This is a genomic window from Methylotuvimicrobium sp., assembly GCF_050611805.1.
Taxonomy (GTDB): Bacteria; Pseudomonadota; Gammaproteobacteria; order Methylococcales; family Methylomonadaceae; genus Methylotuvimicrobium.
Genome location: NZ_JBNGHF010000016.1, coordinates 77,838 through 96,447, shown reverse-complemented (window position 1 = coordinate 96,447; position 18,610 = coordinate 77,838). Strand labels below are relative to the sequence as shown.

The window sequence follows — 18,610 nt, the reverse complement described above, 5'->3', positions numbered from 1 at the left end:
TGTTTTGACATCAATTTTTGAAAACTAGGCTTGCAATAAACGAGGAGTCCATATAGTGGGTATATTTAGGACTGGATTTATGGTTTTTTTTGTCGGCATAGGCCGCCGTCTTGAAACTTGCAGTCAGTACGCAACGTCTAACGCCTTTAGCGTTTCCTCAGTTATCGCACCCTCAACCAAACCTTTCTGTTTTTGAAAGCTTTTCACAGCCGCCATTGTTTTCGGGCCCATTATACCATCGATAGGCCCCGGGTTAACACCGGCGTCCGCCAAGGCCTGTTGGATTTTGCGTACTAGCGCTGGCGTAGTCTTCACTACTTCCGAGGTGGCCTCGCTTATCGCCGCCTGGCCTGTTGTAACCGCTTCACTAAATTTTGTTTCGGCAGTACCCCCTAAATCCTGAGCGACTTCGGCTGTTTTTTCAACAGTCTGCTCCGTAGCGCTTTCAACTGCTTCGACTGATTTTTTAACTGTGGACTCTGCCATAGTGCCGATGGTTTCACTTTTACTGCCGTTCGTTTCAACGGTTTTATCCGCTATTTCCGAAACGGGACTCGCCGTCACGCTCTCGGTAACGGTTTGCTCAGGCTGTTTGCTGGTTTCTTTCTGCTCATCGCCACAGCCGTTCATGAACACAGTAACGGCTAGCAGGACAATGATTCTTGCGTCGATGTTATTTGTCTTCATTGTCTAAACTCCTGATTTAAAGAATAAATCCCTTGAAAAGGGCCCCTTGAACCGGATACGACATTAAGGTCGATAACCAATTGATTGACTAATGCGTTGGAAAAGACACAAATCAGCTAGTGATTCTGCGGCTTTAATTCAAGTGGCTTTGGCCGTTGCACTCAGAACGGGATTAAAGCCTGAGAATAGCTACCAGACCTATAAAATAAACCACTTAGGTCATCATATACTTATTTTTCAGTAATTTGAATTTAAACCTCTTGGCGACCTAAGCGGAATAGTCGGGGAAAGAGGTCGGGGTTAATTTCAGAGTCAGCGTCTTTTCTACCCCCTGCACACGACTTCGACGAAAGGCACTTCCCAAGCCGAGCATTGACAACGCTTGCGGTATTGTTCGTCGCCGTCGTCGGCATGGCGGCGGATCATCGCAAGCACGGTCACTTTTTCCGCATTGACGTATTTGTCCACCCATTCGTGTTGGGCTTTTTGCGACAATGCGGCTACGGTTTCGCCGCCGGATTGCAAAACTAATTTGCCGTTGATACGGGCGAAATTCAGTTCGCTGCCCGGTTTTAATTCCGCGAGACGTCGGTGTATCGGGTGTTGTTCGGGAAATGAACCGGCATAGCCGATGTTAATGTCTTTTAAGCCTAGGATTTCGTAATCGCGAAGAATGATTGGCCGATCTTGCGCATCCAGCTCCGGCGCTTCGGTAATCCATAAATGATCGCCTCGTATCTCGGACATATAGGGGTTGCGAAGATCCTTACGATGCATCAGGCAAAGCGTTTCTCGCGCGCGGGTCATTGCGACATAGAGTAGACGGCGCTGCTCTTCTTCTCCGGCTCGCGAACTCCAACCGCCGTCGATTATCACGACATGATCGAATTCGAGACCTTTGACCGAATGCACGGTGCCGAGCAAGACGCCCTGTCCGAAGGTTCGGTCGAGACGTTGTTCGGCGAGCGTTTCGGCGATGAAATCGAGGGTTTGACTGTTGGCCGTTTCGCCGTCTCCGGTTTCATTCCGCCAGTCGTCGAGAAATTCTTTGAGCTGCATCAGCCAGGGATTGCCCGGTTGCTCGCCATAATGTTCGTCCAGCCAACCGAGCCAATAAGACGGGCGCGTCAGCGGTTCCGGATGATGTTTCAGCGTATCGAGTAAGCCCACGTTTTCGCGGATACGAAACGGAGGCGGCCTTCGATCGGCCGGCAGCACGATGCTAACAGGAATGCCTTGCGCCTCGAAAACGGCCCGGACCGGACTTAAATAGCGCCATTCGCGCGCAAGTACCGCGCAGTTCGGCCATTGCAGGCGAACGTCTAATTGCCGCAGCCGCTTGAGTTCTTCGGCAACCTGCAAGGCTTGCATCGACTCGCCTACGGTATCGATTTGCCTGACTCTGCCGCGCGTTAAAGTATCGAGCGCTTGCCAGCGCCCGCCGGGTTCGAGGTTGCCGCGCTGTTTGTTGATTCGAATCGGATGCTGTTGTTTCATCCGATCCCGGTTATGTCCGATCAAGGCGTTCGCGGCGGCGATGATATGAGCGCTCGAGCGGTAATTTTCGACTAAGTAATGTACCTGCGCTTGATAGTCTTGCTGAAATTGCCGGATGAACTCGACATTCGCGCCGCGAAATTGGTAAATATTTTGATCGTCGTCGCCGACCGCGAGGATCGTCAATTTACTGTCTTCGTCGAGACTGCGCCCGGCAATCGCGGAAATGAGCCGGTATTGCTCCGCGTCGATATCCTGGTATTCGTCGACCAGGATGAAACGATAGCACGCCAGTAAGCGGTCTCGAGCCGCGTCCGGCTCGACGCCGAGCAAATTTTTTTCGCCTTTCAAAAGTGCTATCGCCTCGCCGATCATTTCGGCGAACGGCTCAGCAGAGGCTTCGCCGTCGCCGTACAAACCGCTTAAGGCATGTCCGGTCAAGCGCAAGCTGAAACCGTGATAGGTTTGCACGGTCACGTAGCGCGCTTCGTCGCCGGCCAGTTCGATCAGCCGCCGACGAATTTCGTTTGCGGCGGAACGGTTGAAACACAGCACTAAAATTGCCTGAGCCGGGACTTGCTTGACGCGCAACAAATACGCGCAGCGGTGCACGACGACGCGCGTCTTGCCGGAACCGGGGCCCGCCAGAATCAGCGCATTGTCGTCTTCCGGCGCCGAGACCAGCGCGATTTGTTCGGGATTATTTAGATCGGAGGCGATGCGCTGAAAGGCTTGTTGGCTGGCCGCGCGTTCGAGTATTTCCTTGCGCCCGGCAAAATAGCGCTGCACGAATTCGGCCTTATCGAGCGAAAAATAGGCGACGACGAAGGCCAGCGCCTGACCGATTTTTTCGAGTCCGCGCCGAGCATATTCATTCATCACATGCACCTGAAACACGCGTTCGCCGTAATGCTGGGACAGCGGCTCGTAATCGCCCTTGCGGTAGCGGCGCGACTTTGCTTCCGGCAAGACATTGATGGTCATCGCCTGCCGGAAAACCGCAAGGCCTTTTTGCAAGGTAATGATTTTTTGTTCGTGCAAAAAATTCAGCGCCCGCTCGACCGCCGCGAGCGGGTCTTTCACCTCCGCCAATGCGACCGCATCCTGCCGCAAGGCCGACAGCAAATCTTCGGCGGCAAATTCGACCAGCACATCGGCGGCCGGCGGCGCGCCTTCCGGCACCCGGCCGACGATGCAATCCAACACGATCTTGGCGATGCCTTGCCGTTTTTCGGCAGTCGCAATCAGCGCGGGCCAGCCGCGGTTTAGTTTGACCGCATATTGATCGAGCCCACGATGACGCACAAATAAACTGCCTTTGTTGCCGGCCAAACCCAAACCGTCCCGGCTTAGACTGTTCAACAACAGGCGCAGCGCTTCCAAATGGCTTTGTTCGAAACCTTGATCCAGCAAATGTTGGTTTAAATGCCGAAGCGACAAAACCTGCCAATCGTCGTCTGCGGCATCGGGGGCTAATTCGCGCATCGCGGCGATCATCGCGCGCTCCAGTTTGCAGACGGCAGTTAATTGAGCCTGCGATGATTGAGCCACCTTGTAGCGAATGAATGCAGTCAGCAGCAGACTTTTTTGAATCAGCCCCTGCTCGGCCATGTCGTATAAAGTTCGAATCACGCGTTGGCTGGCCGTTTCCCCGGGTTTGTCTTCGTCATTTTCGGCAAACGCACCGAGCATCGCCAGTTGGTCGGCGCTGAAGCCTTCGTCGCTGTCGGCATTGAACAATTCTTCGAGAATCGCCAGCCAGCGCTTTTTCTGACGCTGCGAAAGCGGTAATTTATCGATCTTGGCTTCGGCTTCGTCGAGACTTTTGACCTTCGGTCGACCCTGGAAAACTTGCGTACGGTTTTCGTTGCGCTCGACGAAACCGGCCCGCTCCAGCCAAGAAACCGCCGTGACGACCTTGGTCGCGGCGTTATAATCGTCGCTACCGAACGACGTGTCGACCGCATCGTTTTGCAATAGCTCGCCGGCCGTCAAGACGACATTGCCGAACTTGTCTTTTTTGCATCGCCTGATTCCGCGAAGCAACTGCGCGATATCGCGTTGCGTAATTTGAGAATGCGCCGATAGTTTGAATTGCGTGTCGATATCGTTCTCATCGAATAACAGCACGCATTCGGCATCCTGGCGGTCGCGCCCGGCGCGCCCCGCTTCCTGCAAATAGTTTTCGAGCGAGCCTGGAATGTCAGCATGAATCACCAAGCGTACGTCTTCCTTGTCGATACCCATGCCGAACGCATTGGTCGCGCTGATTACGCGGGTGATGCCGCCAACGAAGTTTTCCTGGATATGCTTTTTCTCGGCCGCGTCCTTACCGGCGTGAAAGGCCTCGGCTTGCCATCCCGCTTGTTGCAGAAACTCGGTTACCGCTTCGGTGTTTTTTTGGGTCGAGCAATAAACGATCGCGCTGCCGGTCTCGCCGGTCAATCGCTCGGTCAATAGGCCATGGATGCGCGGGTATTTGTCGGCGGCATTGACGGTCTGCACTTCGAAATGCAAATTGCTGCGTTCGACGCCGCCCTCGAAAACCGCCAGTTCCTGACCCAAATGAGCGCGAAAATAATCGATAATTTCATCCTTGACGTCTTGCTTCGCGGTCGCGGTGAAGCATTGCACCGGCGGCAGCGGCGCTCGGTGCTTCGCGGCAAATTCCTTGATGAAGCGCGCGGCATAGAGATAATCGGGCCGAAAATCATGCCCCCATTTCGATAAACAATGCGCTTCGTCGAACACCCAGCAGCCGATTTCTCGTTGCGCGATCGCATTTTGAAAACCGGTATTGCGCAATTGCTCGGGAGAGACATAGAGTAGCGCGATGTCGCCCAACTGTATCGCTCTGAGCACTTCGCCTCGCTCTGGAGCGGTCAACAAACCGTAGAGCGCGGCAACATTCGGTGCGCCGGTTTTATTGCGCAAATTATCGACCTGATCCTTCATCAAGGCCTGCAGCGGCGAAATCACGACCGTCAACACGCCGCGCCGCTGATAGCGAACCAATGCCGGCAATTGAAAACACAGCGACTTACCGCCGCCGGTCGGCAATACCGCAAACAACGGTCGGTCGCTCATCGCGGCCTGCACGATCGCTTGCTGTAAGCTTCCGCCGTCATCGCTTGCCGGTTCCTCGCGGAATGCCGGAAAGCCGAAATAGCGCGTCAATTGACTCACCGGATCGTGCACGCCGGCGCAATAAGCGCATGCCGGGTTGCCGCACGGAATATCGCGCAATTGACTCAAGGCCGGCACAACATCATGAAAACGTTGCCGAACCCACGGCGGCAGCACCGAATTGCCGCCCGCGACCCGCAGCCAGGCCAGGCAATAAGCCAACGCTTGACGCAAACGTGGATCGGGCAGATAGGACAACACGACTTTGTTGAATGCGGTCTCGCAGACTTTACCGGACGACGTTTGCTTGAATATATCGAAGGCTTGAGAAGCACCCGGCAACTCGGCCCCGACAGCCTTCATCATACGGCAAATGCCGCTGAAATCCGGATCGCCGGAAAAGGCGTAATGATAAAACGATACGATGCCGAAGGCTTGTTGCTGTTCGCGCAAGCCATCCCATTGATCCTGAAACAGCGACTCGGCCAGCTTGGCGTCGAGCAAAGGATCGCTGATACCGTCCCGGACCAATTTATAATTCTTGACGAGGCGATGATAGGGATTTTCGGGAAAGGCTAGCGGCGACAGATATAGCGTATCGACGACCGGTTTATTCAAAAAGGCATGGTTCGGTGCTATCGCGCGGCAAACCGGCAGGTCGTGACCGATCAGGTTATGGCCGAGGAGACATCCGGCCTCGGCGGCAAAGCGGTCGAACTCGGCGAAGACGCTTCGGATATCGAAAGGCGCTTTGCGAATAAAATCCCGGCCTCGAAAACGCCCGCCGAGCGCGAAAATCTCGCCGTTTTCGTTGGTTTCGAGATCGAGGCTACAACAAGTATTTTGAAAGGCTTGCCAGTCCGTTGTCATGGTTGTCTATTTCTCGCGCGGAGGCGTGGAGTTATTGTTGATTGATTGTAAACCATTCTTATATTCCGCTCATTCCCACACCGTTCATCCGCTCATTCCCAAGCTTTGCTTGGGAATGCAGGGCCGGAAGCTCCGCTTCCCGTGACGGCAAGCAGAGCTTGCTGAACCGTTTCCCAAGCAGAGCCTGGGAAACAGCGATAACAGCGATAATATGAATTTTCTGTCACCCAAGCTCCGGCTTGGGTAACCCGTCCGGGAAGCTCTTGCTTCCCGTATCCCCAGAGCCTGACGGAGAATCGAAATGCCCAGAAGCAGTTACCGCGTGCTGATGAATCCCTGCCCACATTTCCTGACCGCGACGATCAACCACTGGTTACCGCTGTTTACGCGCCCGCAAACGGTCGATATCATCTTGGAGTCCTGGCGGTTTTTGCAGCAAAACGCCGGATTCCGGCTCTAAGGTTATGTCATTTTGGAAAATCATTTGCACCTGAGCGCCGCTTCCGATGATTTGAGCCGCGACATGCGGCGCTTCAAATCCTACACGGCGAGGCGCATCATCGAACTTCTGGAACGACAACAGTCGGCAAGACTTCTGGAACTGCTGGCTTTTATCAAACGCGCACACAAGCAGGAAAGCCGTTATCAGGTTTGGGAAGAGGGCAATCATCCGCAACTGATCGAATCCGACGCGGTCATGCGGCAAAAACTGGACTATATTCATTTCAATCCCGTCAAACGCGGCTATGTTGACCGACCGGAACACTGGCGGTATTCCAGCGCACGGAATTATCTGGGGCAGGCGGGTTTGATCGACATCATTCGCGACTGGTGAGTTTCGGGAAGCAGGAGCTTCCCAGCCTGGTTTCCCAAGCGGAGCTTAGGAAACAGCAAATACTGCATCCGCTCACACCCAAAAATTTGCTCCGCTCATTCCCAAGCTCTGCTTGGGAATGCAGTCTCGGAAGCTCCGCTTCACGAATTCGGCAAGCGGAGCTTGTGAAACAGCGAACAGCGATAACAAAACACCGAATCCGCCAATGAACCGAACCGAACGCTTTTACGCGATTGAATACCTGCTACGCCAGCAGCGCGTCGTGCCGATCGCCGTTTTTCTCGAACGACTCTGCTTCTCCCGCTCCACGTTCACGCGCGACATCGAATATCTACGCGACCGCTTGCATGCGCCGATCGTTTGGGACCGTGAGGAAGGCGGTTATCGCTTCTACGATCCGCCTCGTGACGGACCCCCTCATGAACTGCCCGGCTTATGGCGGGGTTACAAACTTGGCTACGTGCCGCGCATCGACAATGCCGCCTGCTGCCATTTGTTGGATAACGGCAGGCGCTTGAGCGCGCGTATCGTTGCGTTGAACGAGTCGCGTAATCCATGGGAGCGCATCCAGTTCGCGGTTCATCTGCTGGTTCGGCCACTAGTATGAGCGCGTTAATAGGCTTGCTGCTGGCTTTTCTGGGCTTTCTGTATTTGCTGTGGCGCTTGTTGTGCTGGCTTTGCGACATCGATCACCGGCAGGACAGCTTCTTGAAATGGTTAATAACCGGCTTGCTGTTATCCATTTTCTTTGGAGAATAAAAACAGCCCGGTCGCGTTTTCCGGTACCCACGGCTCTCCGTGGGAGTTCATACCTTGGCGACTGAGTCAAGATCATTATGCATTCCCACGCTAGAGCGGTGGGAACGAGGAATCTTTTCCGCTCATTCCCAAGCTTGGCTCTCATCGTTATACATAAGTCAAAAATTACCGTTTTGCAATCTTAGCCAATGAGGCCTCGATACCATTTTTTGTCGCCCAACGTTCCCGACTTTCCCTCACCTAACGCTAGGTGAGGGAAAGTCACTGATGTTCAATATCCGCAGATTTATCAAACAGCACCGTTTCCAGGTATACGATGACCTCTGTTTAGCAAGTTTACCGATACTTGTGTATAACGGCGAGAGCTCTGCTTGGGAATGCAGGCCCGGAAACTCCGCTTTACGAGGCCGGCAAGCAGAGCTTGCGGGATCGTTTCCCAAGCGGAGCTTGGGAAACAGCAAGATACTCAAATCTTCCGCACAATATCGGCAATCAAGTCCGGCCCTTTATAGATCAAACCGCTGTAAACCTGGACTAGACTCGCGCCGGCCTGTATTTTCTCTAACGCGTCGTCCCCGCTCAGGATTCCGCCGGCCGCGATAATCGGTAATTTGCCGTTCAATTCCGCAGCTAATGCCGCCACGACTTCAGTCGACTGTTGCTTGACCGGCGCTCCGCTCAAGCCGCCGGCCTCTTCGGCCAATTTATGGCCCGCGATTGCATCCCTTGCGATCGTCGTGTTGGTTGCAATAACCGCGTCGATTTCAAACTCGAGCAATAGCGCTGCGATATGGCGGACCTCATCCGGCGTCAAGTCGGGCGCGATCTTGAGCGCCAATGGAGTGTATTTGCCGTGTTCCCGTTGTAATTTGAGCTGTTCTTCTTTCAATGCCGAAATCAGGCTTTTGATTTCGTCGCCCTGCTGCAATTGCCGGAGGTTTTTCGTGTTCGGCGAGGAAATGTTGATCGTGATGTAACCGGCCGCGCGGTAGGTTTTGCGCAAGCCGATCAAATAATCGTCGGCGGCCTTTTCGATCGGCGTGTCGAAATTCTTGCCGATGTTGATGCCGAGCACGCCTTTGTATTGACAGTATTCGACGCGGTTCAACAGATGATCGATGCCTTTATTATTGAAGCCCATGCGATTGATGATCGCCTGATGCTCGGGCAGACGGAACAGGCGCGGTTTCGGATTACCCGGTTGCGGACGCGGCGTGACCGTGCCGATTTCGATAAAGCCGAAGCCCATATCGGCCAGCGCATCGATATAATCGCCGTTTTTGTCGAGCCCGGCGGCCAGACCGACCGGATTCTTGAATTCGATCCCCATGATCTTGACCGGTTTGGCCGGCAATCTAGGATAGAGCACCGATGACAATCCCGAACGATGCGCGGCTTGCAGCGCTTTCAAGGTTAGATTGTGGCTGACTTCGGGGTCGAGAGAAAATAATAGCGGGCGAATTAATGGATATAGATTCATCGATTGAAAAGGTGAGAAAAAGAAATGTCAGTAAGGAATGAGCTCGAAATAACTTTGGTTTTTGATTCACGAACCCTCTTCCGGAAGGGGATGGGAACGGGGATATTCATCGTTCCCACGCAGAACGTGGGAAGCATTTGAAGAAGTTATTTTATGCTTGTTCCTAACAAGAAGGCTGCAATTTTGAGAACTACCCAAGTTATTTCCGAAACGGCAGCATGCGAAGCAAGGTATTATCTTTCGAAATACTGTGATGATACAGCGCGGCCAAGACATGCAAGCCAATTACGTAATAACCGACCGTGCCGACTGTCGCATGGACTTCCTTAATTGTTTTGGCGAGCTCCGGATTTTTGCCGATCAACGGCGGAAGTTCCAAGCCGAAAAAGGGTATTGGTTTGCCGGCTGCGCTTAGCATGAACCATCCGGCCAAAGGCATACCGATCATCAACAAATAAAGACTCCAGTGAACGGCGGAAGCCAAATATTTTTGCCATGCGGCAATGGCGGGTTCGATCACCGGCTTGACGTTACTCAGGCGTACAGTCAGACGCAGCCACACCAATAAGCCGACCGACAGCCCCAGCATGAAATGCCACATTTTCAACGCTTCACGCGGATCGCTACCTTTCGGGTACAGTACGCGCAATTCGATGCAGGCATACAGCCCAACCATCAGCAAAAATATTAGCCAGTGCAGGCCGATCGCCAACGAACCGTAACGTCGAGGCGTGTTTTTCCAACTCATTTCTTTTTTCCCTAGTTCCAGAGACAGTGAAAGTATTCATATCTTTTGATGTTCTTCATGGTGAATAAATTTTTTTATGATGTATTCGCCAATTTAAAATTCGGTGCGCTTCAGGCCGGGTTCCCACGCAGGGCGAGGGAACCCTCTTTAATTAAAGCATTATTGCTTAGACACCAGGCCTTTTGCGAACGCGATAGCTTTTTCCGCCAAATCGTTGACCAACGACGGGCTATCGCCATGAGGCTCGATTTCGCCGAACGGCTTGCCGTTTTCCTGTGTGAACTTCAATATAAAATACCCCAGTGGCGCAAAAGCCAACAAAGCAATAACTAACATTGCCACAACCAGTTGAATAAGATCACCGGACATGATTACCTCCTCGTTTTTATAACATTATTTTTTTTATTGGAATCAGGAATATAACTCTGTCATTCCGATGGCTCAAGTGAAAAATGCAATTTCCGATATGAATCTCGGTTTTTCACCGCTCCAAACCAAGCCTATTCGCTAAACCAATCGGTTGCTTTGCCTAAATTATCGTCGTATACTTCCGACCTAGCTTACTTGATCAAGCTGGCATAACACTTATAAACATACTTCTGGAGGTATTGATTATGAAATGGGAAACACCTAGCTACACAGACCTGCGTTTCGGTTTTGAAGTAACAATGTACATCTACAACCGTTAATCATTACGGTCGAATAATAAAAGGGGCTTGTAAAAGCCCCTTTTTTTTGCGTCGAATTCCTATTTCGAATAAGAAATTTTCCCGGCTTGACATAAAATGACGCTGCCAGCCTTTCAGCGCCCCGCCAACAAAGCTCTAGCCGTTTGCGGACAACCTTTAATTGACGTATGATTCAGCTCTTTTAATCATTCGAAACAATGCCATGAAAATCAGAGTTCTCGGCTCGGCAGCCGGCGGCGGTTTTCCGCAATGGAACTGCAACTGCCACAATTGTCATCGTATTCGCCGCAATGAAATGAACGGCGTCCCTCGCACTCAGTCGTCGATCGCGGTCAGCACCGACGACCGAAATTGGCTGCTCTTCAATACCTCCCCCGACATCCTGACGCAGCTCCATGCATTCCCTGCAATACAGCCCCGCGAAGGCGTGCGCGACACCGGCATCAAGGCAATCCTGCTGATCGACAGCCAAATCGATCATACAACCGGTTTATTGATGCTGCGTGAAAGCCGGCAGCCGCTCGATATTTATTGCAGCGACATGGTCAAACAAGACCTCAGCACCGGCTTCCCGACCTTCAAAATGCTCGAAGATTACTGCACCGTCAATCATCATCCGGTTCCGCTAGACGGCAGCAGCTTTACGATTCCAGGCATCGAAGATGTGAAATTTTATACCCAGTCGCTAAAAAGCAAGGCGCCGCCTTATTCGCCGCATCGCCACGACCCGCATGACGGCGACAATATCGGCGTGATCATCGAACAAATTTCGACCGGAAAAAAAGTCTTCTACGCACCGGGTCTCGGCGAGATCGAACCGCATGTGATGGACGCCATGCAACTGGCCGATTGCGTAATGGTCGACGGCACATTTTGGACCGACGACGAAATGGTCTCGCAAAACATCAGTCATAAACGCGCCCGAGAAATCGGCCATTTACCGCAATCGGGCCCAGGAGGCATGATCGAAGTGCTGAACGGCCTACCGAACACCCGTAAAATATTAATCCATATCAATAACACCAATCCGATTTTGGACGAAGATTCCGAGCAGCGTAAAACTCTCGATGCCGCCGGCATCGAAGTATCCTACGACGGCATGGAAATCGATTTATAAAGATTTATAAAAGAAACCCCGGTAAATCCTATGAGTAACAGCGAATCAAAACCTTGGACCCGCGAAGAATTCGAGGCCCAGCTTCGCGGGATGGAAAAGTATTACCATATCCATCACCCGTATCACACGCTGATGAACGAAGGCAAACTGACCAAGGAACAAATCCAAGGATGGGTCGCGAACCGCTATTATTATCAGGTCATGATTCCGATCAAGGACGCAAACATCCTGGCCAATTGTCCGGATCGCAAAACCCGCGCGATCTGGATTCAACGCATTCTGGATCATGACGGCCATCCGAACGACCCCGGCGGCATCGAAGCCTGGATTCGGCTCGGCATTGCGGTCGGCCTGACGCGCGATGAAATCACCTCAGAGCAATATGTGCTACCCGGCGTGCGTTTCGCGGTCGACGCTTATGTCAACTTCGCGCGCCGCGCCGATTGGCATGAGGCCGCCAGTTCGTCATTGACCGAACTGTTCGCGCCGAAAATACATCAGCAACGCCTCGACAACTGGCCGACGCATTATCCGTGGGTTGAAAAGGAAGGTTACATTTATTTTCGCAAACGTCTCTCCGAAGCGCGCCGCGATGTCGAACACGGACTGGAATTGACGCTGGACTGGTTCAAGACCCGCGAACAGCAGGAACGCATGGTCGAAATCCTGCAGTTTAAACTAAATGTGCTCTGGACGATGGCCGATGCGATGTACATGGCCTATATCAACGAGATGCCGCCTTATTTCAATGTCAAACCTTGACCGACAACGAATTCGGTGACGGGAGAATGTCATGCAAACGGCGATACAAAAACATTTGTTCAGCATTTCCGATTACGATCGCATGGCGGAACGCGGCCTGTTCGATGAAGACTCCCGCATTGAATTGATTGATGGCGAGTTTTTCGATATGGCGCCGATTGGCAGCAGGCATGCAAGCATCGTCAGTTTTTTGGCCAGCGCCTTGATAAAACAACTGAGCGACCGAGCAATCATGCGCATTCAAGACCCGGTGCGGCTCGGCGATTTTTCCGTGCCGCAACCCGACTTGGCGGCCGTCGAACCTAAAACCGATTTTTATCGAACACGGCATCCGGAAGCGAACGAAATTCTGTTGCTGATCGAGGTGTCCGACTCGACCGCCAATTACGACTTGAACACCAAAATTCCGCTCTATGCCAAATATGCGGTTCCCGAGTGCTGGCTAATCGATATCGACAAAAAAACGGTGACCCGCTTTACCGAACCGCTTGAAAACAGCTATAAAATGCAGCACATTTACCATGCCGACGAATCCGTGCAATCGATTCAATTCGATTGCCTTTCAATCAACTTAGGCAGCCTACTTGATTGAAAAGGCAAAACCGGAACCTCACCGCAACCTGCATACTTGAAAATTTTTCGGCATTACCATTAGCCATTATTCGAATCAAAGCACTATGACCATCGACCCGGACAAAAATATCCGCTTCTCGCCTACGCACCGACTGCAATGGGAAGAAGCGCAACAAAAAGACGTGATTCTCTATCCCGAAGGCATGGTCGAGCTCAATCAAAGCTCCGCCGAAATCCTAAAGCTTTGCGACGGCAACCGTAAACCGCAGCAAATCGTCGACGAATTGGAACGAAAGTTCGAAACCACAGGTCTTCGTAACGACATCATCGCATTTCTGGAAGTAGCACTGAAAAATGGCTGGATCAAACAAGATTAACATTACCCCTCCTCGCTGGCTGCTGGCCGAGCTGACTTATGCTTGCCCGCTGCAGTGTCCTTATTGCTCGAATCCGCTCGATTACGCAAAATACCCGTCGGAGCTTTCAACCGATGACTGGAAACGCGTCTTGTCTCAAGCGCGCAAGATGGGCGCGGTGCAATTAGGCTTGTCCGGCGGCGAACCGCTGGTCCGCCGCGATTTGTCCGAACTGATCAGGCACGCGCGCGAATTGGGCTATTATTCGAACCTGATCACATCGGGCTATGGCCTGACTGAAGAGCGCATCGTCGAACTGAGACAAGCCGGGCTCGACCATATTCAGGTCAGCATTCAAGCCAGTACGCAGGAATTGAACGACCATATTGCCGGCACCACGTCTTACGAACATAAGAGAGAAGTCGCGCATTTGGTCAAGAAACACGGTTATCCGATGGTCTTGTGCGTCGTGATTCACCGCGAAAACATTCATCAGATGCAACAGATTCTCGAAATGGCCGAAGAACTCGGCGCCGATTATCTGGAACTGGCAAACACCCAATATTACGGCTGGGCCCATGCCAACCGCGACCTGTTGCTACCGACCCAAGAGCAATTCGAACAGGCCGAAGCGATCGCTCAAGCCTATAAGGAAAGAGTTGCCGGCAAGATGAAAATCTATTATGTCGTGCCGGATTATTACGAAGACCGCCCGAAAGCCTGCATGAACGGCTGGGGCACGACTTTCTTGACGATCGCGCCGGACGGCGTCGCGCTGCCTTGCCATTCGGCGCGCGAATTGCCGGGGTTGGATTGCCCGAACGTCAACGATTACAGCATTGAGGAAATCTGGACCGAGTCGAAGGCCTTCAATTTTTTCCGCGGTTTCGACTGGATGAAGGAGCCGTGCCGCAGTTGCGACGAAAAGGAAAAAGACTTCGGCGGCTGCCGCTGCCAAGCCTATTTGTTGACCGGCGATATGTATAACACCGACCCGGTCTGCAGTAAATCGCCGAACCGGCATGTCGTACAAGAAGCCATCGACTCCGCGAAGTCGGCATCATTGGCGCCAGGCGAGAAGCCGTTGATTTTCCGCAACAGCAAAAATTCGCGGGATTTTGCATAAACTTTGCGCATCGCGCTACTTTGCTTGGACAGCCGCAATGAGTAATTAAGCCTCAATGGCTTCGAGAGTCGCGCCGTAGGCGTCGCTCCCACACTACTCCATGTCCGATCGTTCCCACAAAGAGCAGTACTGCTATTAAGTTAAGGGAAACCCGTCATTCCGGCATGGATTGCCGGAATCCAGTTGTCATGGATGACAGGCTTTTGTGGATCCCATAAGCCTCCGTGGAAACCCATACATTGACCGCCGAAGAAAGATCGGTATGCATTCCCACGCTGGAGCGGTGGAAACGAGGAAGTCATGTAGCCCGTATGCAGCGCAGCGAAATACGGGGAGTTCCGTGCATCGAAATTCCCGGATTACGCTTTGCTTCATCCGTGCTACTTTCGAAAAAAGGTGCGCGATGCGCACCCTACGTCGATTCTCTTACAAACCTTCCCACGGCGTGAACAGGCCTTCGGTCTCGACGCCGAACATCGCCAGAATCCGCCCTACTCCGTCATCGACCATCGCTTCGATCGAGTTCGATTTATTGTAAAAGGCCGGCATCGGCGGATAAATGATGCCTCCCATTTCGGTCGCGGCTGCCATATTGCGAATATGCGCAAGATTCAACGGCGTTTCGCGCGGCATGATCACCAAGCGCCGGCGCTCCTTCAGCACGACGTCGGCCGCGCGAGAAATCAGGTTGTCGCCGAAACCGTGCGCGACCGCCGCCAACGTTTTCATCGAACACGGCGCGATAATCATGCCTTCGGTCTTGAAACCGCCGCTCGCGATCGTCGCCGCGACATCGTTGATTTCATGCGTCACATCGGCCCATTCATAGATCTGTTTACGCGACATAGCCATCTCGTGCTTCAGATTGACCAAGCCGGCCGATGAAATGACCAAATGCGTTTCCCAGTCCGGTTTTTCACGCAACACTTGCAGAAATCGAAGTCCGTAAATCGCGCCGGTCGCGCCGGTAATGCCGATGACGAGTCGTTTTTTTGTATTCATGACTTTATTAATTCTGAAAAAGCTTATCGACCATTTTGTCGGTCGCTGACACCAAGGCGTCGATCATGTCCTTGCCCTGTGCGATATGCCCGGCATTCGGCAATACGTTGAATTCGGCATGCGGCATCGCTTTATGCAATCGCCAACTGGCCTCGATCGGACAGACCAAGTCGTTGCGGCCGTGAATGATGATCGCCGGAATAACATCTAAACAAGCGCAATTGTCGAGAATCCGATTTTCTTCGATGAAATAAGCATTTCTCGCGTAGTGCAGTTCCATGCGGACTTGTTCGAGCATCGTATGCGTTGCGTGTTTCTCATGCGGAGCCGGCTTGAAATCGGCGCCCAAAGCGACTTGCCCGCCCCATGCGGTCCATTCTTTCGCCGCGCGCAGCCGCGCCAACTCGTCCTCCCCCCACAAGACATCGCACAAACCTTGCACCGGGTCCTGCTCAAATTCGGCGGGAATACAATCGGCCAAGCGCGACCATTGCTCCGGATAGATGCGCCCCGCTCCGTTTTTAATAAACCAATCCAAATCTTTTTGCCGCGCCAAGAACACGCCGCGAATGATCAGTCCAAGCACCTTGTCGGTATGCTGCTGAGCATACAACAAAGCAAGCGCACCGCCCCACGATCCGCCGAACACGAGCCATTGTTCGATGTTCAATTGAATGCGAATCCGCTCCATGTCGTCGATCAAGGCTTGGGTATTATTGTCTATCAATTCGCCGAACGGCAGCGACTGCCCGCAGCCGCGCTGGTCGAATAGAACGATGAGGTATCTTTCGGGGTCGAAAAATCGCCGATGATCGGGCTTGATGCCGGAACACGGCCCGCCGTGTAAAAAAACCACGGGCAAACCGTCCGGATTGCCGCATTGCTCGACATAGACCGAGTGTTTGCCGGTGTTCAGAAAAAACGTATCGAATGGGGATATTTCGGGATAGAGGGTTTTCATTAAAAGTTGATGGACTCGAAGGAAATTCCGGCTATATTAAAACTTTATGGATTCCCATGGTCTTCCGTGGGAATCCATACGTTGGCTGCCGAGGCAAGTTCGGTATGCATTCCCACGGAGGACCGTGGGAACGAGCGCGTAGCCCGTATGCAGCGCAGCGGAATACGGGAATGGCGTGACTTCGAACTTCTAGGAGGAGCCAGGCTCCACCCGGGCTACACTGCTCGATTGGTTTTGTCTGGTTCCCACGGTCTTCCGTGGGAACCCATACGTAGGCTGACGAGGCAAGTTCGGTATGCGTTCCCACGGCGGACCGTGGGAACGAGGAATTAAAGTCAATCGCTAATTGTAATGACTCATAAATATCTACCTTAATAAGCAAGCCGTACTGGTATTTTGCTCGTGGTATTTTGAGCGATTAAAGCTTCCGCCCAGGTTAGCTGCTTTCGCTTGATCGTCGCGGATAAAGCATTACCGATTTCATATGGTAATATTTCAGGAGCATAGATGCTGGCCCCCGAAGTATGTTGGATGATACTCTCTCTTTCCGGCTCATCAAGAACCACCACCAAAAATATACTGGTGTCGGATAAAATGTTCACAAGCGGAATTTTACAGCCTTGTCATCATTTGACAAGCAGCCAAAAGCAAAAGGTGCGCGATGCGCAGCATCCCTGATCAGTGTTTTTCCTGGTTCCCACGGAAGACCGTGGGAACCAGGAAGTGCTTAGCCGATGTGACCTCGATGACGTTTATTTTTTATTCATCGCTTGCGACCTCGAAGTCGCGATCTGGGGATCGCTCCCACAGTGGCCCCGGCCCGCAAACAGGTGGCATAAAAAAAGGAGGGGTTTGACGCCCTCCTTTTTATGTCGTGCTGTAATTTTTTTAGAACTGGAAGCCGATAGAACCGCCCAGCGTGAAGCCGTCGGTATCGACGCCATCTACGTCATCAAACGAATGGTGGTAACGGCCGTCTGCGCCTATCATTATGCCTCTATACAACTCATATTCGGCACCTAAACCGAACTGCATGCCGGTGTTCAATACGGTGACCGCATCGGACGGTGGGCTGATGATGTTCAGATCCAGACCGACCGGAATCAACCAAGGTCTGAATTTGCTACCATGCATGAATTTGATCTTCGGCGCGGCGCTAATTCTTAATTGATTAACGGTTACACTTTCTTGCAAATTAGTTCCAGCTCCTGGAACTGTGCCACCATTAGCAGTATCTAATGCAGTAATTGCTCTAGTCAGACCGCTCTCTTCTCTATCTCCGATCTCAGCATATTCGATACCGAGCTCGATTCCGAAAGAAGTATGATCCATCAAACCGAACAGATCGTTGTTGACATTGAAATCAATGGCACCACCGAAATAGAACGCATCTTGATCGACTTCGCTAGTTAAAATATCTGTCCCCACACCAGTTCCCGCCCCTAATGCATCTCTTGTGGAGCCGCGGTTGTCATTAAAGCGCATCCATCCACCACGAACCGAGAAAGTATGATCCTTAGCTTGCTCTGCCGCAGGAGCCGATTTCACCGACGCAGCCCATTCATCCAGCTCCATGACTTTTGCGGTGTTTTCAGAAGCGGAACGGCTCGCCGCATCGCGTACGCGGTTCAATTCGCCTTGCATTTCTTGCAACATTTGCGACATTTGATTAACTTGCGCTTCCAGCGCTTCGACTCTGGCATCGGCCGATGCGGTCGGTGCGGCCAACGCGCCTGCCGCCAATACCGCAGCCACGCCCAGAGCGGTTTGAGTTTTGTTCAGTTTCATCGGTTCCCCCTCGTAAGAGATTTTTTGTTTATGTTTTTTTTGCCTTAAAACAACAAGACTTTTTCACGAAAAGGATAATAGCAGCTAAAGTCGATCCTTACAAGTTCCTTACAGTAATTAAGGATTTTTATTTTTTATTGGATAACCATTATTTATCAAACACTAATGGAAACAACATCAACACATGTTCGTTCTGTATGATAAAAACAACAATTTATTAAAACTCAGGCAAAG

Annotated in this window: 19 protein-coding genes; 10 read left to right on the top strand and 9 right to left on the bottom strand. The window is 52.1% G+C overall.

What is annotated here, in order from left to right; all coding sequences use genetic code 11:
* Window positions 1–123: 123 nt before the first annotated feature.
* The gene (locus tag ACRJJO_RS10220) at window positions 124–687 is read right to left on the bottom strand and encodes a peptidoglycan-binding domain-containing protein (protein ID WP_431065657.1); all 564 of its coding nucleotides are present in this window, start codon (window positions 685–687) and stop codon (window positions 124–126) included.
* A 324-nt stretch (window positions 688–1,011) separates the two neighbouring features.
* Window positions 1,012–6,180, bottom strand: coding sequence for a RecQ family ATP-dependent DNA helicase (locus tag ACRJJO_RS10215; RefSeq protein ID WP_431065656.1), 5,169 nt, complete (start codon window positions 6,178–6,180; stop codon window positions 1,012–1,014).
* A 301-nt stretch (window positions 6,181–6,481) separates the two neighbouring features.
* On the opposite strand from ACRJJO_RS10215, the gene ACRJJO_RS10210 reads away from it, so the two are divergent.
* The 4 genes from ACRJJO_RS10210 (at window position 6,482) to ACRJJO_RS10195 (ending at window position 7,774) form a co-directional block, all read left to right on the top strand.
* Entirely contained in the window at window positions 6,482–6,640 is a 159-nt protein-coding gene (locus ACRJJO_RS10210) for a hypothetical protein (RefSeq protein WP_431065655.1), read from the top strand.
* A 12-nt stretch (window positions 6,641–6,652) separates the two neighbouring features.
* On the top strand, window positions 6,653–7,015 hold the full coding sequence (locus tag ACRJJO_RS10205) for a transposase (protein ID WP_431065654.1): 363 nt from the start codon (window positions 6,653–6,655) through the stop codon (window positions 7,013–7,015).
* Between the two features lie 118 nt (window positions 7,016–7,133).
* A complete protein-coding gene (locus ACRJJO_RS10200) occupies window positions 7,134–7,622 on the top strand; it encodes a hypothetical protein (protein WP_431065653.1) in 489 nt (162 codons plus the stop codon).
* A complete protein-coding gene (locus tag ACRJJO_RS10195; RefSeq protein WP_431065652.1) occupies window positions 7,619–7,774 on the top strand; it encodes a hypothetical protein in 156 nt (51 codons plus the stop codon). The genes ACRJJO_RS10200 and ACRJJO_RS10195 overlap by 4 nt, the downstream gene beginning before the upstream one ends.
* 466 nt (window positions 7,775–8,240) lie before the next feature.
* Here ACRJJO_RS10195 and ACRJJO_RS10190 read toward each other — a convergent pair whose 3' ends face one another.
* The 3 genes from ACRJJO_RS10190 to ACRJJO_RS10180 all read right to left on the bottom strand — a co-directional run bounded on the left by ACRJJO_RS10190 (window position 8,241) and on the right by ACRJJO_RS10180 (window position 10,371).
* Window positions 8,241–9,254, bottom strand: coding sequence for a quinone-dependent dihydroorotate dehydrogenase (locus tag ACRJJO_RS10190; RefSeq protein ID WP_431065651.1), 1,014 nt, complete (start codon window positions 9,252–9,254; stop codon window positions 8,241–8,243).
* A 199-nt stretch (window positions 9,255–9,453) separates the two neighbouring features.
* Window positions 9,454–10,002, bottom strand: a complete 549-nt coding sequence (locus ACRJJO_RS10185; RefSeq protein ID WP_404358005.1) for a cytochrome b — start codon at window positions 10,000–10,002, stop codon at window positions 9,454–9,456.
* A gap of 159 nt (window positions 10,003–10,161) precedes the next feature.
* Window positions 10,162–10,371 carry a hypothetical protein gene (locus tag ACRJJO_RS10180; RefSeq protein WP_431065650.1) on the bottom strand — a complete coding sequence of 70 codons (210 nt, stop codon included), beginning with the start codon at window positions 10,369–10,371 and terminating at the stop codon, window positions 10,162–10,164.
* 245 nt (window positions 10,372–10,616) lie between these two features.
* On the opposite strand from ACRJJO_RS10180, the gene pqqA reads away from it, so the two are divergent.
* The 6 genes from pqqA to pqqE all read left to right on the top strand — a co-directional run bounded on the left by pqqA (window position 10,617) and on the right by pqqE (window position 14,625).
* Complete coding sequence (gene pqqA, locus ACRJJO_RS10175) at window positions 10,617–10,691, top strand: pyrroloquinoline quinone precursor peptide PqqA (protein WP_006892363.1); 75 nt, start codon at window positions 10,617–10,619, stop codon at window positions 10,689–10,691.
* Window positions 10,692–10,893: 202 nt separating this feature from the next.
* Window positions 10,894–11,808 (top strand): pyrroloquinoline quinone biosynthesis protein PqqB, encoded by a 915-nt coding sequence (gene pqqB / locus ACRJJO_RS10170; RefSeq protein ID WP_431065649.1) that lies wholly within the window; start codon window positions 10,894–10,896, stop codon window positions 11,806–11,808.
* Window positions 11,809–11,838: 30 nt separating this feature from the next.
* A complete protein-coding gene (pqqC, locus tag ACRJJO_RS10165) occupies window positions 11,839–12,570 on the top strand; it encodes a pyrroloquinoline-quinone synthase PqqC (RefSeq protein WP_431065648.1) in 732 nt (243 codons plus the stop codon).
* A gap of 31 nt (window positions 12,571–12,601) precedes the next feature.
* Complete coding sequence (locus ACRJJO_RS10160) at window positions 12,602–13,162, top strand: Uma2 family endonuclease (RefSeq protein ID WP_125217155.1); 561 nt, start codon at window positions 12,602–12,604, stop codon at window positions 13,160–13,162.
* 85 nt (window positions 13,163–13,247) lie between these two features.
* Window positions 13,248–13,520 (top strand): pyrroloquinoline quinone biosynthesis peptide chaperone PqqD, encoded by a 273-nt coding sequence (gene pqqD, locus ACRJJO_RS10155; RefSeq protein WP_431065647.1) that lies wholly within the window; start codon window positions 13,248–13,250, stop codon window positions 13,518–13,520.
* Window positions 13,498–14,625 (top strand): pyrroloquinoline quinone biosynthesis protein PqqE, encoded by a 1,128-nt coding sequence (gene pqqE / locus ACRJJO_RS10150; protein ID WP_431065646.1) that lies wholly within the window; start codon window positions 13,498–13,500, stop codon window positions 14,623–14,625. The genes pqqD and pqqE overlap by 23 nt, the downstream gene beginning before the upstream one ends.
* A 426-nt stretch (window positions 14,626–15,051) precedes the next feature.
* On the opposite strand, the gene ACRJJO_RS10145 is transcribed toward pqqE, so the two are convergent.
* From ACRJJO_RS10145 to ACRJJO_RS10130, 4 genes are all read right to left on the bottom strand, one after another.
* Window positions 15,052–15,627 (bottom strand): UbiX family flavin prenyltransferase, encoded by a 576-nt coding sequence (locus ACRJJO_RS10145; protein ID WP_431065645.1) that lies wholly within the window; start codon window positions 15,625–15,627, stop codon window positions 15,052–15,054.
* Window positions 15,628–15,634: 7 nt separating this feature from the next.
* Window positions 15,635–16,588 carry a prolyl aminopeptidase gene (pip, locus tag ACRJJO_RS10140; protein WP_431065644.1) on the bottom strand — a complete coding sequence of 318 codons (954 nt, stop codon included), beginning with the start codon at window positions 16,586–16,588 and terminating at the stop codon, window positions 15,635–15,637.
* Window positions 16,589–16,959: 371 nt separating this feature from the next.
* Window positions 16,960–17,190 carry a hypothetical protein gene (locus ACRJJO_RS10135; protein WP_431065643.1) on the bottom strand — a complete coding sequence of 77 codons (231 nt, stop codon included), beginning with the start codon at window positions 17,188–17,190 and terminating at the stop codon, window positions 16,960–16,962.
* 286 nt (window positions 17,191–17,476) lie between these two features.
* On the bottom strand, window positions 17,477–18,376 hold the full coding sequence (locus ACRJJO_RS10130) for a hypothetical protein (RefSeq protein ID WP_431065642.1): 900 nt from the start codon (window positions 18,374–18,376) through the stop codon (window positions 17,477–17,479).
* Window positions 18,377–18,610: the final 234 nt, after the last annotated feature.